General features: G+C 69.1%; 8 protein-coding genes. 6 read left to right on the forward strand and 2 right to left on the reverse strand.

What is annotated here, in order from left to right; translation table 11 throughout:
* Window positions 1-2: 2 nt before the first annotated feature.
* On the reverse strand, window positions 3-587 hold the full coding sequence (locus tag AB8810_RS03615; protein WP_179567594.1) for a TetR/AcrR family transcriptional regulator: 585 nt from the start codon (window positions 585-587) through the stop codon (window positions 3-5).
* Window positions 588-651: 64 nt separating this feature from the next.
* On the opposite strand from AB8810_RS03615, the gene AB8810_RS03620 reads away from it, so the two are divergent.
* Together AB8810_RS03620 and AB8810_RS03625 are read left to right on the forward strand one after the other, a co-directional pair.
* Window positions 652-1,686 (forward strand): NADP-dependent oxidoreductase, encoded by a 1,035-nt coding sequence (locus AB8810_RS03620; protein ID WP_218848158.1) that lies wholly within the window; start codon window positions 652-654, stop codon window positions 1,684-1,686.
* Between the two features lie 291 nt (window positions 1,687-1,977).
* A complete protein-coding gene (locus AB8810_RS03625; RefSeq protein WP_179567592.1) occupies window positions 1,978-2,409 on the forward strand; it encodes a gas vesicle protein in 432 nt (143 codons plus the stop codon).
* A 52-nt stretch (window positions 2,410-2,461) separates the two neighbouring features.
* Here AB8810_RS03625 and AB8810_RS03630 read toward each other — a convergent pair whose 3' ends face one another.
* Window positions 2,462-3,934, reverse strand: a complete 1,473-nt coding sequence (locus tag AB8810_RS03630; RefSeq protein ID WP_369915585.1) for a diguanylate cyclase — start codon at window positions 3,932-3,934, stop codon at window positions 2,462-2,464.
* A 255-nt stretch (window positions 3,935-4,189) separates the two neighbouring features.
* Between AB8810_RS03630 and AB8810_RS03635 the strand changes: the two genes are divergently transcribed.
* The 4 genes from AB8810_RS03635 to AB8810_RS03650 all read left to right on the forward strand — a co-directional run bounded on the left by AB8810_RS03635 (window position 4,190) and on the right by AB8810_RS03650 (window position 14,213).
* Complete coding sequence (locus AB8810_RS03635) at window positions 4,190-4,519, forward strand: hypothetical protein (protein ID WP_369915586.1); 330 nt, start codon at window positions 4,190-4,192, stop codon at window positions 4,517-4,519.
* 324 nt (window positions 4,520-4,843) lie between these two features.
* A complete protein-coding gene (locus AB8810_RS03640; RefSeq protein WP_369915587.1) occupies window positions 4,844-8,236 on the forward strand; it encodes a GH92 family glycosyl hydrolase in 3,393 nt (1,130 codons plus the stop codon).
* 287 nt (window positions 8,237-8,523) lie between these two features.
* Window positions 8,524-11,634, forward strand: a complete 3,111-nt coding sequence (locus tag AB8810_RS03645; protein WP_369915588.1) for a TonB-dependent receptor — start codon at window positions 8,524-8,526, stop codon at window positions 11,632-11,634.
* A 134-nt stretch (window positions 11,635-11,768) separates the two neighbouring features.
* On the forward strand, window positions 11,769-14,213 hold the full coding sequence (locus AB8810_RS03650; protein ID WP_369915589.1) for a GH92 family glycosyl hydrolase: 2,445 nt from the start codon (window positions 11,769-11,771) through the stop codon (window positions 14,211-14,213).
* Window positions 14,214-14,260 lie beyond the last annotated feature (47 nt).

A 14,260-nucleotide genomic window follows, 5' to 3' on the forward strand; every position in this document is an offset into this window, starting at 1 on the left:
GATTACCGCTTCCGGGCCGGCGACCTCGTCGGAGGCGGTGCGGGTTGCGCAAGGATCGCGCCGGTCACGAGTTCGAACAGGCGCTCGGAGCGCTTGGCGTGCGATGGCTGTTCGCGCAGCCAGGCCAGCGCGGCAATCAGGTCGAACAGTTCGTCCCCATCCATGTCGGCGCGTGCCTTGCCATCCTCCTGCGCACGCGCCAGCAGGGCGGCGCCTGCGGAGCGCAGCCGCACGCAGGACGCGTGCAGCGCGGAGGAGGCGTCTTCGATGGCGGACATCATCGGGGCGAGGATGCCGCGCTGGCGATGGGTGAAGGCGATGATCTCCTCAAGCCAGGCCAGCAATGCCTGATCCGAGGCCGCTGCCGTGCGCAAAGCGTCGGCCTTCGCCGCCAGGTCCTCGAAGTCGTTGCGCAGCAGCGCCTCGAGCAGGGCTTCGCGGGTAGGGAAGTGGCGGTACAAGGTGCCCAGGCCGACTTCGGCGCGGCGGGCGATGTCCCGCAGCGAGGCGTCTGCGCCGGTCTCGGCCAGGGCCTCGCGGGCCACGTCGAGCAGGCGTTGGTAGTTTTTCTGAGCGTCGGCGCGCATGCTTTCCTTTACATGTGGAGCAGTGCTCCGTATATTCGGAGCACTGTTCCGATCAGGATACGCCATGCACAGCTCCAACGACACACGGCACATGATGAAAGCGGTCCGCCAGCAGGCCTTCGGCGGCCCCGAAGTGCTCCACTACGAGGACGCGCCTCTGCCCGTGGTGCGACAGGGTGAGGTACGCATCCGGGTTCACGCCATCGGCTTGAACCCGCCGGACCTGTACCTGCGCGAGGGCTACAGCCGCCTGCCTCCGGAATGGCGCCCGCCGGTGGCGTTCCCGCTGATCCTGGGCACGGACGTGTCGGGGGTGATCGAGGCGGTGGCGGAGGATGTGGACGGGCTGTCGCGCGGCGACGCGGTCTACGCGATGGTGCGCTTCCCGGACGGATTGGCCGGCGGCAGCCAGGCGTATGCGCAGTACGTCACCGCGCCCGCCACCGAGGTGGCGCGCAAGCCGGCCGGGATCGACCACGTGCACGCCGCGGGCGCGCCGATGTCGTTGCTGACGGCGTGGCAGTTCCTGATCGCGCAGGGCCACGCCGTGGCCAATCCGCTGCAGCCCATGCCGCATGTGCCGGTGCCGTTGCAGGGCAAGACGGTGGTGGTCAATGGGGCGGCCGGCGGCGTCGGCCATTTCGCGCTGCAGCTGGCCAGGTGGCAAGGCGCGCGCGTGATCGCGGTGGCTTCCGGCAAGCACGAGGCCTTCGTGCGTGCGCTGGGGGCCGAGCGCTTCGTCGACTACACCAAGGCCGCGCCGGAGGAGGTGCTGCGCGACGTGGACCTGGTGGTGGATGCCGTCGGCGGCCCCGGCGCCGGCAGGTTCCTGCGCACGCTCAAGCGCGGCGGCGCGCTGTTCCCGATCTTCCCGCTCGGCTTCGACGGGCACGCCGAAGCGGCGGCGCGGGGCGTGACGGTGTCCACCACCCAGGTGCGCTCCAGCGGCGCGCAACTCGCCGAACTCGCGGCGCTGCTGGAGGCGGGCACGGTGCGCGTGGCCATCGACAGCACCTTCGCGCTGTCGCAGGCGCGGCAGGCGCACGAACGCGCCGAGCAAGGGCACATCCAGGGCAAGATCGTGATGACGGTCGACTGAGGCCGCGGGCCGGGGCGTTGCCGCCTGCATCGATGCTGGCGATCCCGGCAGGCGGTGCGCGCGCTGGCCGCCGTGGCGACGCCACGCAGGAGCGACGGCGATCGTCTGACTGCGCGGCAGGCGCTGTTGCCGCCTTCCCCGTGCCGGGAGCCGGTGCGCGCGGCACGTTGGCCGGTGCATCGTGGCAGGGATTTCGCCACGGCACGTGCCGGTGTCTCTGCGCGCGCCGACGAATCTGTATACCCTCATGGCGCCATGGGATCGCTGTGGCGACTCAAGGGAGAGACACACATGTCACAACACGAAGAACAATCGACCGCGGCACTGGATACGGATGCGTTGCTGGCTGCGGCCCATCACCCCGACTACCTGCTGCAGGATCTGGTGGCGATCGCGAACCTGGGCGTGCAGATCGGGCTGACGCTGACGGTGGGCGGCAGCACCATCTCCGGCATGCTGATCGGCGGCAAGGAGTTCATGCAGCGGCTGACCGAGTCGATCACCGAGGTGGCGCCCGACGAGCTGGTCGCGCCGCTGCAGGAGCGCTTCCAGCCGTACCGCGACATCTACGAACAGAGCGAGCTGAAGCCGGCCACCTTCGTCCATCTCGCCGATGCGCGGGTGGTGGCGACGGGCGGCGAGTTTCCGGTCAACGGTTGTCTGTGGCGGGGACGGATCAGCCAGGTCTCCGGCTTCAGCATCGGCGTGATGTCCAGCGTCTGAGGCGATCCAGCGGCACGGCAAGACCCCGCTTCGGCGGGGTTTTTTTTGTCCGCTACATGGAAAATCGGTCTCTGCCCGCCTGTTTCGCCCGGTACAGCGCGGCGTCGGCCATGCCGACCAGTTCCGCGGCGGTCCAGCGCTGATCCTCCATGTGCACGCTTGCCACGCCGATGCTTACCGTCACCCGCGCGTCGGTCGGGCTGGACGCATGCGGCAGGTCCAGGTCGCGCACCGCGGTGCGTACCTGCTGCGCCAGCGTCTGCGCGCCCGCGGCGTCGGTGAACGGCAGGATCACCGCGAATTCCTCGCCGCCGTAGCGGGCGGCGATGTCGTGCGGCCGCTGCGCGCAGGCGGCCAGCGCCTGTCCCACGTGCCGCAGGCAGGCGTCGCCGTTCACGTGTCCGTAGGTGTCGTTGTAGAGCTTGAAGTGGTCCACGTCGATCATCAGCAGCGAAATACTGGAGTGCAGGGCTTCGCTCTGCTGCAGCGCGCCGCGCAACTTGTAGTCGAAGCCGCGTCGGTTGTAGATGCCGGTGAGCGTGTCGCTCCAGGCTTCCGTGCTCAGCTTGGTCTCGCTGGCCTGCATGCGCCGCAGTTGCTGGTCCAGCCAGAGGCCGAGGCCGACGAACAGCGCGCACGCGATCACCGCGATGCACGAGCGCCGCACGGCCACCGCGCGCCAGGGCGCAAGCACTTCGTCGGTGGACACGCCGATCAGCACCCAGAACGGATAGCGCTGGACAGGGGCGAATCCGGAGATCCGCTCCACTCCGTCGATGGGCGATACGGCGGCGATGGAGCCGCGGCGCACTGCCTGCATGGTCCGATGGAAGGGCGTGCCGGCGATGCTGCCGCCGCTTCGGCCGATGTCTCCGGGGGAGCGGGAGACGACAGTGCCGTCGTCGCCGACGATCGCGATCGATCCGTCGTGTCCGATGTCGAACAGGCGGTGGAAGCGGGCGAAATAGTCGATCGGGATGCCGACCAGCACGATGCCGGCGAAGGAGCCGTCGGGCTTGTCGATGCGTCGGGTCAGCGGGACGATCCAGGCGCCATCGGCCGGGCTGCGGATCGGCCCGCTCAGCAGCGCCAGGCGGTCGCCGTGGTGCCGATGGTGTGCGAAGTAGGCCGGTTCGGAACCGTTGCGGTGCTTCGCGCCTGCAGGGAGCGAGGAATTCACCGGGTGCCCGTGCGCGTCGTAGACGACGATGACATGCACGCGGTCGGAGCGGTCGACCTCTTCGCGCATGGAGTCGCGCAGGGCGTCCGGCGCCAGAAGGCCGCTCTCGACGCCGGCGACGACGCCTGTCAGCACCGTCTCGGCGATGGCGAACGAATCGCTGGTGTGCTGGGCGAGGGAGCTGGCCAGGTTCAGCGCATTGGTCCGTGCGGTCTGCAACGCCGTGTTCCTGGCGTCGCGCAGCGACGAGTACTCCGACCCGGCCAGCACCGCCCACGCGGCGGTGACGAACAGGTAGAGCGCCACGCGCTGGGCCAGGTTTCTGCGGCGCTTGCCTTTGGTCATGCCCGCCGCCCCCTCGCGGCGCGTCTCTCAACTCCCCTGGCGGTTATCGGCAGCGGAGCCCCGGGCTGAACCACCACGGAAGTACGACGGGCACGCATGCCGCCAGGCGCATGGCCGCCGTGGGCGCGTTGGCGTCAACTCACCGCCCGCGGTTGGAGCGAACGTTTGAGGGACGACGCGTTTTCGCCAAGGGCGGTCGTTAGCTGGCACGTGAAACGTAAATGAGTCACGTGTACGCATGTTCCGGCGGTCCGCATGCGCATCGTCGACATCGACGACGCGCGGCACGGCCCACTGCGCCGCACCTGCACGCTGCGCAGCCGCTCGCTCGATGCGCAGGCCGGCTTCTGGATCGGGATCGGCATGCTGTGCGTGCGAAGCGCATCTGGCGCGCATACCGGACGCGATCACCGAGGTGCGCGCCACCTGCCGCAGGACGCTTCGTCGCGCGTTGCCGACGCCATCCCGCGCGGCGGCCGCGGTGCTCGAAGGGATGGCGGCGTAGCGAACGCGAGGACGTGTCGCGACCTGCGCGAGAGTGCGGCGCGTCGACGCGCGTTGGACGTGGCGTTGGGCCACGGATGAGGCCATGGCTGTTGCGCAGCAGCATGCAACCCCGAAACGGGCGTGTTACATCTACCCGCGTTGGATCGATCCAAAGCCGTCGATGCATTGCATCCTGGGGAAGACGGCGAGTGGGGGATCGCGTGCCACGCGTCTGCTGATGGTCGCTGACGGATCCGCATGCACCTGCGGCCGCGGCGATGCGTCGGCGCCGACGTTGCGCGCGGTCCATCGGGTCGATCCGGTCCACGTTGCGTTCTCGCATCGCGCGCCGTTGTCACTGCGATTGCGCGCTGCCCATGCGCGCCGCGGGTGCCACCGACCGACACTTCCTGGGAGCCTGCCATGACGTTCCGCCCGCGCTTCGCGCACCTGCCTGATGCTTCGCGCCGGTGGCTGGCGTCCGTCGTTGCGGCGGCGTTGCTGCTGGCAGGCACCGGCGCGGCGTGCGCGCACGACAGCGGCTTCGCCTCCTCGTTCGAGCGCGGCGAACCCGCGCCGGCGCCGGCTGCGCAGCCCGGCCAGCAGGGCGTGCAGATCGCTGTCGGCAACGGCCCCGCGCATCCCTACGCGGCCAAGGCCGGCATGGGCTACACCGGGTTGCACGCGTTGCGTTATCGCGCCGCTGCGGCCGGGCGGGCGTCGCTGTTCGCGGTCGATGTTGCGGTGGAGCCGGACACGGTGCTGTCGTGGATGGTGCTGCCGGAAATCGTGGACGGCGACACGGTGGCCTCGACCGGTGTGGCGGTGGATCTGCTGTTCGACGATGGGCGCCGGTTGTCGGAGCTGGGCGTGGAGGATCAGCACGGTGCGCTGGTCAGCGCACAGGGGCAGGCGGCGTCGCAAACGCTGTATCCGCAGCAGTGGGCGCTCAAGCAGGTGCGGCTGGGCGAGGTGGCGGCCCTGCGCGGCAGGCGCATCCGCGCCATCGAGCTGCAGGTGCAGCCTGGCGCCGGCAAGCTGGCGTCGGGCTGGATCGACGATGTCGCGCTGCGCCGCGAGGCAGCGCCGCAGGCGGCGCGACGGCCGAGCGACGAGGTGGTGACCACGCGCGGGACGCAGTCCAACGGCACGTTCTCGCGCGGCAACAACATTCCCGCCACCGCGATGCCGCATGGCTTCAATTTCTGGGTGCCGGCGACCGATGCCGGTTCGCTCGGCTGGCTGTACCGCTGGAACGAGCAGAACGGCGAGGACAACCGGCCGCGACTGCAGGCGCTGTCGATCAGCCACGAACCCAGTCCATGGATGGGCGATCGGCAGACCTTCCAGGTGATGCCCTCGTCCACGCGCGGAGTGCCGGAGGCGGACCGCGGCAAGCGCGCGTTGTCGTTCGGTCACGACCACGAAGAGGCGCGCCCGCATCTGTACCGGGTGGACTTCGACAACGGTATCCGCGCCGAACTGGCGCCGAGCGAGCGGGCGGCGATCTTCCGCTTCCGCTTTCCGCGCGGTGGCGACGCCAATCTGCTGTTCGACAACGTCGATGCGCGCGGCGGCCTGACCCTGGACGCGGCGACGCAGACGCTGCGCGGCTACTCCGACACGCGCAGCGGGCTGTCCAACGGCGCCACGCGCCTGTTCGTGTATGCGCGCTTCGACCGTCCGTGGATCGCCAGCGGCAAGATCGCCACGGGGCGCCCGACCGGCTACGTGAAGTTCGCGCCGGGCGCCGAGCGCGAAGTGGTGATGCGCATCGCCACCTCGCTGATCTCGGTGGAGCAGGCGCAGCGCAACCTGCAGCAGGAGATCGGCGACGCCGGGTTCGACGTGGTGCGGGGGCGCGCGCAGGACGCGTGGGACGCGGTGCTGGGACGGGTGCAGGTGCAGGGCGCCAGCCACGACCAGCGGGTCACGCTGTACTCCAATCTGTACCGCCTGTTCCTGTATCCGAACATCGCCCACGAGAACGTCGGCGATGCGGCGCATCCGGATTGGCGGCATGCCGACCAGAACACGTGGTCCAAGGACAGCGCCGGCGGCGACGCCGAGCGCAGCTCCGCGCCGGTGGCGCCGGGCAAGATCTACGTCAACAACGGCTTCTGGGACACCTTCCGCACCAGTTGGCCGGCCTACGCGCTGTTCGCCCCGGAGCAGGCCGGGGCGATGATCGACGGCTTCCTGCAGCAGTACCGCGATGGCGGCTGGGTGGCGCGCTGGTCCTCGCCCGGCTACGCGGACCTGATGGTCGGCACCAGCTCGGACGTGGCCTTCGCCGACGCCTGGCTGAAGGGTGTGCACGGTTTCGACGCGCACGCCGCCTATGCCGCGGCGCTGCGCAATGCCACGGTGGTGCCGCCGGTGGCGAACGTCGGCCGCAAGGGGCTGGCCCGCTCGATGTACCGTGGCTACGCCGCCAACGATGTGCACGAAGGCCTGTCGTGGACATTGGAGGGCGCGCTCAACGATTTCGGTCTGGCGCAGATGGCGCAGGCGCTGGCTGCCGAGGAACAGGATCCGCAGCAAGCGCAGCGCTATCGCGAAGAAGCCGAGTATTTTCAGGCGCGTGCCACCGACTACGTGGCGCTGTTCGATCCCGCGACGCGCTTCTTCCGCGGGCGCACGCCCGCCGGCCAGTGGGGCGTGCCGGCGTCGGGCTTCGATCCGCGCGTGTGGGGCGGCGACTACACCGAGGCCAATGCCTGGACCTTCGCCTTCACCACCCCGCACGACGCCGCCGGCCTGGCTGGGCTGCTCGGCGGCGAGGATGCACTGGCGAGGCGGCTGGACGATTTCTTCGCCACGCCGGAGACGGCGGACCCGCAGTTCGCCGGCAGCTACGGCGGCGTCATCCACGAGATGACCGAGGCGCGCGACGTGCGCATGGGCATGTACGCGCACAGCAACCAGCCGTCGCACCACATTCCGTGGATGTACGTGGCGGCGGGGCAGCCGTGGAAGACGCAACGCATCACCCGCGAGGTACTGCGCCGGCTGTACCTGGGCAGCGAGATCGGCCAGGGCTATCCCGGCGACGAGGACAACGGCGAGATGTCGGCGTGGTACCTGTTCGCGATGCTCGGGTTGTATCCGCTGCGCATGGGCGCGCCGGAGTATGTGATCGGCTCGCCCGCGTTCCCACGGGCGGAGGTCGATCTCGGCAACGGCCGCAAGCTGGTGGTGATCGCACGCAACAACAGTGCGCGCAACGTGTACGTGCAATCGCTCACGCTCAACGGCAAGCCGTGGACCAAGGCCTGGCTGCGCCATCGGGACATCGCCGACGGCGCCACGCTGGAGTTCGTGATGGGCGAGACGCCGTCGCGCTGGGGCAGCGTCGCCGCTGCGCTGCCGCCGTCGCTGACCCCGCCCGGCAGCGCGCCGCGCGGCCTGCAGGACGTGGCGTCGCAGGCCGTGGCAGTGTCGTTGAATGGACAATCCAAGGCCGCCGCATTGATCGACGACGACGCGACGACGGCGCTGTCGCTGCCGGCCGGCGCCAGCGTCGACCTGCGCTTGGCGACACCGATGCGCGCCACGCACTACACGCTGACCAACGCCGACAGCGCATTGTCCGGCCTGGCCTGGACGCTGGAAGGGCGCAACGGCGACGGCGCCTGGACCATGCTGGACCAGCGGGGCGCGCAGGCGTTCGCCTGGGCGCGGCAATTGCGGCCGTTCCGCATCGCCCACCCCGGCGCCTACGCTGCGTACCGCTTGCGCCTGGAGGCGGGCGAGGGCGTGGCGCTGGCCGAGATCGAACTGTTGCAGCCGGTGGCCCGGCAGGCCGTGCCATGAAGTGGCGACAGCGCAGCGCGTGCGACGTCCGTCGCCCGCTGCAGGAGAACGCAATCCGCTAGACCGGTGGCGCGACAACAGGTTCGCCGCGAAGTACCGAGGTATCTGATTTTTTAAGTGATTGGGACGATCCAATCCGGTTTGTGCAGGACAGGAGGAAAGAAACGCAAGGCCGGCTCGCCGCAGTGACGCCGGATGTTTTCCTGCCGCGACGCGCGCACGTTCCGCTCGGTCTTTGGATCGATTGAAACCCGTCGTCGCCGCAGCCGATCAATCTTTGGGAGAGGATGATTGAAATGAACCGCATGTCACACGTACGCCTCCGCAGCACCTTGTCTGTGGGGATCGCCATCGCCTTGTGCGCGAGCGCCGCCTCCACCACCGCCTTCGCTCAGCAGGCCGACAGCACGCCGGCGCCCTCGGGCCAGGCCGAACTGCAGGCCAAGGACCTGGACGCGGTCACGGTCACCGGCTACCGCTACGCGATCGAGAAAAGCCTGGAACAGAAGCGCAACGCCAATGCCGTGGTGGACGTGATCACCGCCGAGGACGTCGGCAAGTTCCCCGACAAGAACGTAGCCGATGCGTTGCAGCGCGTGCCCGGCGTGGTGATCAGCCGCGACGGCGGCGAGGGCAAGAACGTCAGCGTGCGCGGGCTGTCCTCGGAACTGGTGCTGACCGAGTTGAACGGCAACTACATCGCCACCGCCGAGTCCAACGGCGACCCGACGCGCTCGTTCAACTACACGCTGCTGCCGTCGAACCTGCTGGGCAGCGCGGAGTTGTACAAGACGCCGGAAGCGCGCATCGACGAAGGCGGCATCGGCGGCACGGTGATCCTGCAGACGCGGCGGCCGCTGGAGCTGGAACCCCATTCCGGCTTCGTCTCGGTCGAGGGCACCTGGTCCGATACCAGCAAGAAGACCGACGGCCAGTTCTCCGGTTCGTACTCGTGGCACGACAAGGACAACCGCTTCGGCGTGTTCGTCGGCTACACGCAGCAGAAGCGCACGGCGCGCACCCTGGACGCCAGCACCGAGGACTGGCAGTGGTACGGCCGCGACGAAGTCGGCCCGGCCGTGGACGTGAACGGCAATCCGTCGGCGTTCAACTCCAACTGGTGGGGCGGTACCGGCTTCTGGGACCAGAACGGCAATTACCGCACCGGCTTCATGATGCCGACCGCGGTCAGCCTGGACGTCAAGCAGGAGGAGCGCGAGCGCAAGGGCGGCCAGCTGACCTTCCAGTTCAAGCCGACCGACGACCTGACCCTGACCGCGAACTACTTCCGCTTCGATCTCTCGCAGAACTCGCAGACCAACACCGTCAAGATTCCCGAGTGGAACATCGCGCGCTACTACGGCGACGGCAACTGGCGCGGCGGCCGCCTGCTCGACGGGCTGCACCTCGATCCCAGCGGCACCATCGTCACCGGCGCCGACTACAGCCTGCATCCGGGCAAGGCGTACTACTGCAGCGAAGCCCAGGCCGCGGCGGCCGGCCTGCCGCCGGGCGGCTGGGGCTCGGACGACTGCACCGTGCCGACGCCGCAGATCACCGGCAGCTACAACATCGAAAAATCGCTGTCGCAGACGGTGGACCTGGGCGGCGAATGGCGCGGCGAGAGCGTGGACGTGTCCTTCAAGGCCGGCCGCACCTGGGCCAAGGGCGGGCCGGAGCTGCAGTTCTCCCTGCCGATCAAGCCGCGCCTGCAGAACCCCGACGGCAGCTGGACCAACGGCAACTTCGCCAGCGCCTGGGACCTGACCGGCACCCCGACCATGACGTTCTCGCCGGAACTGATGCAGAACCTGCGCGACGGGATCCTGCAGGTCGATCTGGGTTCGACCGGCTCGTCCTGGACCCGCAACACCAACCAGCAGAAGTACGCGCAGATCGACACCACCTGGCATATCGACGGCGAGGTCTTCGATTCGCTGCAGTTCGGCCTCAAGCGCCGCGACGGCGGCATCCACCGCAACACCGGCAACAACTACTGGGTGTGTCCGGGCACCGACCCGGGCGACTACGACAACCGCTACTGGAACGGGCGCTGCAACGCGATCGCCACGCAGTTCTCGCCGGACCTGCTGTATGCGATGGACAACTTCCCCGGCGGGGTGAAGGCCAGTGCGTTTCCGGCGATCAACTTCCCGGGCTACATCGGCTACTTGAACAACACCTACGGCGCGATGCAGACCCGCAGCGAAGACAACTTCGTCTACAACGTCGACGAGAAGATCTATTCCACCTATCTGCAACTCAACTTCCACACCGAGCGCCTGCGCGGCAACGTGGGCGTGCGGGTGGCGCGCACCGGCCAGCACGCCGATTCCACCGACAAGGTGACCGCCTACAACGATTACTTCTTCGACGGCGCGGACGGCAACCCGCTGGCCTGCCAGCAGGGCGCCGCCATGCCCACCGGTGCTCCGGCCGACACCTACTGCGGTACCGAAGGCTACTGGCGGTTGTCGGACAGCGAGCAACGCAACGAGTCGTTCGTCATCAGCGGCCTGGACCGCAACTACACCGACGTGCTGCCGAGCTTCAACCTGGCCTACGACCTGACCGAGAACCTGCTGTTGCGCGCGGCGGCGTCGAAGGTGATCGCACGGCCCAGCTATACCGACATCGCCGCGCCCGGCAGCCTGGAGTACTACAGCCCCGAGTACGTGGCCGACCGGCGCCTGACCGGCGGCGCCAGCGAGCAGGGCTGGTACGGCTCGGGCAGCAACAAGAACCTGGAGCCGTACAAGGCCAACCAGTTCGACCTGGGGCTGGAGTGGTACTTCCAGCCGGGCTCGGTGGCGGGTGTGGGGCTGTTCCGCAAGAACGTCGAGAACTTCGCGGTCGGCGTGATCAGCGACGTGAGCATGATGGTCGACGGGCAGATGGTCACCGTGCAGAACTACAGCACCCAGGCCGGCGGCCAGGATGCGGTCTCGCAAGGCGTGGAGCTGTACGCGCAGCACACGCTGGCATCCGGCCTCGGCGTGCAGTTCAACTACACCTACAACGATGCCAGCAAGGCGGCGGTGCGGCTGGAGGACGGGACCGAGGTCGGCAAGACCTCCATGCCCGGCAGCGCCAAGAACCAGACCAACCTCACCGTGTTCTACGAGACCGACCGCCTGCTGCTGCGCGCCTCGTACAACCGTCGCGGCGAACTGGTGCAGGGCCTGGTCAACGGGCTGAACATCTACGAGGAGCCGTACTACCAGATCGATCTGAACGCGGCCTACAACATCACGCCGGCGCTCAGCCTCTCCGCGTCGGTGCTGAACCTGACCAAGCAGGAGACGCGCCAGCACCTGGGCGATGACACCCGCGATCGTTTCTATACCAGCGGCTACGCCGGCCGGCTGGCGTATCTGGGGCTGACCTACAAGTTCTAGGCGCGCCCCCGGTATCCGGGCCCATGCGGCACTCCCGTTCGGCGGGAGGCCGCGCGGGCCGGACGCCGTTTTTCGTTGCAGGCCACGACCGTTCCCGTCGCGCGGGGCGGTCGCTCACCACAGGACCACACCGCATGACGCTTCCCCCGCTGCCCTCCCTGCTCCACACGCTCGCCCTGTCCTTGTTGCTGACTGCGCCGGCGCTGGCGGCCGCGCCACGGCCCAGCGCCGAGGTCAACACCTTCATCGGCAGCAAGGACGACGGCAACACCTTTCCTGGCGCGTCCGCACCGTTCGGGATGATCCAGGTCAGCCCGATCGGCGCGCACTACGCCGGCTGGCGCTACGACGATCCGCAGATCCGCGGCTTCGGCCATTCCTTCCTCTCCGGTGCCGGCTGTTGGGAACAGGGCGGGCAGGTCTCGGTGCTGCCGGTGACCGGGCGCATCGGCCCGGGCGGCGAGTTCGATACGGCCGATCCGAAGGCGTTCGACCACGCACGCTACGGTGCGCGCTACCAGCACGATGGCGAGCGTGGCCAGGCCGGCTACTACAAGGTACGGTTGACCGATTACGGCGGCATCGATGCCGAAGCCACCGCGCTGACCCGGGCGGCGGCCGAGCGCTACACCTTTGCGACCTCGGGCGAGGGCCATGTGCTGGTCAACATCGGCCAGGCCAACGCCCGCCATGTCGTCACCGGCAGCACCCTGAGCGTGGTCGGCGACCGCGTGGTGGAAGGCAAGCTGGTGACCGACAGCTTCTGCGGCGGCCACCAGTACACGACCTGGTTCCGCCTGGAGTTCGATCGTCCGTTCAAGGCCTTCGGCACCTGGGGCGAGGCCGGCGGCGTGCCGGGGTCGCGCCATGTCATGGAAGGCGAGGGCAAGCCGAGCGGTGCCTGGCTGACCTTCGACCTGGGCAAGGACCGCGCGGTCACCGCCATCTCGGCGATCTCGCACGTCGATGCCGAGGGCGCGCGCAACAACCTGCGCAGCGACGGCATGGCCGATGGCCGCCTGCTCGGCTTCGATGCGATGCGCGCCCGCGCGCAGCGGACGTGGGACAAGGAGCTTGCCAGCGTGCGCGTGCACGGCGGCAGCGGCGACGACCGCGTGGTGTTCTACACGGCGCTGTATCACGCGCTGCTGCAGCCGCTGACCGGCAGCGATGCCGATGGCCGTTACCGCGGCTACGACGACCTCATCCACCGCGCCGACGGCTGGACCTACCACGAGTATTTTTCGCTGTGGGATACCTACCGCTCGCAGAACCAGTTGCTGGCCCTGCTGCGGCCGCAGCGGGTCGCCGACATCGCACGCTCGCTCCTGGCGATCGATGAGCAGGGGGGCTGGCTGCCGCGCTGGGGCTATGCCAACTTCGAGAGCAACGTCATGACCGGCGATCCGGTCACGCCGTTCCTGGTCGACCTGTGGCGCTTCGGCGCGCTGCAGGGGCGCGAGGCCGAGGCCTACGCCGCGCTGCGCCGCAACGCGTTCGAGATGCCGCCGTTGAACTCGCGGCATGCCGGCCGGTCCGGCAATGCCAATTACCTGGCGCACGGCTTCGTGCAGTACGACCGCGCATTCCCGTCCAAAGGCATGGATGTCGATCCGCACCACGGCGGCTCGGCGACGCTGGAGTACGCGCTGGCCGACTGCGCGCTGTCGACGATGGCCGGCGCGCTGGGTCACGCCGAGGACGCCGCGGTGCTGAATCGCCGCGGGCGCAACTGGCGCACGCTGTGGGACCCGACGGTGCGCGATGCGCAGACCGGCTTCAGCGGCTTCCCGCGGCCGCGCACCGAGGACGGTGCGTGGTACACGCCGTCGGATGGCCATTACGACCCGCGCTCGCAGCACGGCTTCCATGAGGGCACGGCCTGGCAGTACCAGTGGCTGGCGCAGCAGGACGTGCCGGGCCTGGTACAAGCGATGCACGGACCGGAGCAGGCCGCGCGGCGCCTGGACGCGTTCTTCGCCTACGACGCGCTGCTGGCCGATCCGGCCGGCGCCGCGCGCAAGGAATGGGTGGTGGGGCCGTACAGCTACTACAGCCAGTTCCGCTACAACCCCAACAACGAACCCGATCTGCACGCGCCGTGGATGTACACGCTGATCGGCCAGCCATGGAAGACCAGCACCGTGCTGCATGCGGCGCAGACGCTGTTCACCAATGCGCCGAACGGCGTCACCGGCAACGACGACCTGGGCACGATGTCGGCGTGGTACTTGTTCAGCGCCATGGGCCTGTATCCGGCGGTACCCGGCACCGGGCAGTTCCTGCTGCATGCGCCGCGCTTCTCGCGTATCGAGCTGGACGTGGGGCCGGGCCGCACGCTGCGCATCGACGCGCCGCAGGCCGGCGACGGCGCGCTGCGCTATATCCGCGGCGTGACCCTGGACGGACGCACGCAGGCGCCGGTCTGGCTGGACTGGGCACAGCTGCGCCAGGGCGGCCGCTTGCGCTTCGAGCTGAGCGAGGCGCCGCAGCCGCAGGGCTGGGGCACGCGCCCGCAGGACCTGCCGCTGTCGCCCTGTGCCGCCGAATCCGCTGCGGCGGGCATGACCTTGCGCTGAGTCCACACACGACACCGGCAGCGACGCGCAGCCGATGGTTTACGCTG

The sequence above is a fragment of the Xanthomonas sp. NCPPB 3005 genome (genome assembly GCF_041228095.2).
Lineage (GTDB): Bacteria > Pseudomonadota > Gammaproteobacteria > Xanthomonadales > Xanthomonadaceae > Xanthomonas_A > Xanthomonas_A bonasiae.

Bases quoted from the DNA above. Each gene is read 5' to 3' on its own strand.
- AB8810_RS03615 (WP_179567594.1), bottom strand. From the start codon at position 587: ATGCGCGCCGACGCTCAGAAAAACTACCAACGCCTGCTCGACGTGGCC.
- AB8810_RS03620 (WP_218848158.1), top strand. From the start codon at position 652: ATGCACAGCTCCAACGACACACGGCACATGATGAAAGCGGTCCGCCAG.
- AB8810_RS03625 (WP_179567592.1), top strand. From the start codon at position 1,978: ATGTCACAACACGAAGAACAATCGACCGCGGCACTGGATACGGATGCG.
- AB8810_RS03630 (WP_369915585.1), bottom strand. From the start codon at position 3,934: ATGACCAAAGGCAAGCGCCGCAGAAACCTGGCCCAGCGCGTGGCGCTC.
- AB8810_RS03635 (WP_369915586.1), top strand. From the start codon at position 4,190: ATGCGCATCGTCGACATCGACGACGCGCGGCACGGCCCACTGCGCCGC.
- AB8810_RS03640 (WP_369915587.1), top strand. From the start codon at position 4,844: ATGACGTTCCGCCCGCGCTTCGCGCACCTGCCTGATGCTTCGCGCCGG.
- AB8810_RS03645 (WP_369915588.1), top strand. From the start codon at position 8,524: ATGATTGAAATGAACCGCATGTCACACGTACGCCTCCGCAGCACCTTG.
- AB8810_RS03650 (WP_369915589.1), top strand. From the start codon at position 11,769: ATGACGCTTCCCCCGCTGCCCTCCCTGCTCCACACGCTCGCCCTGTCC.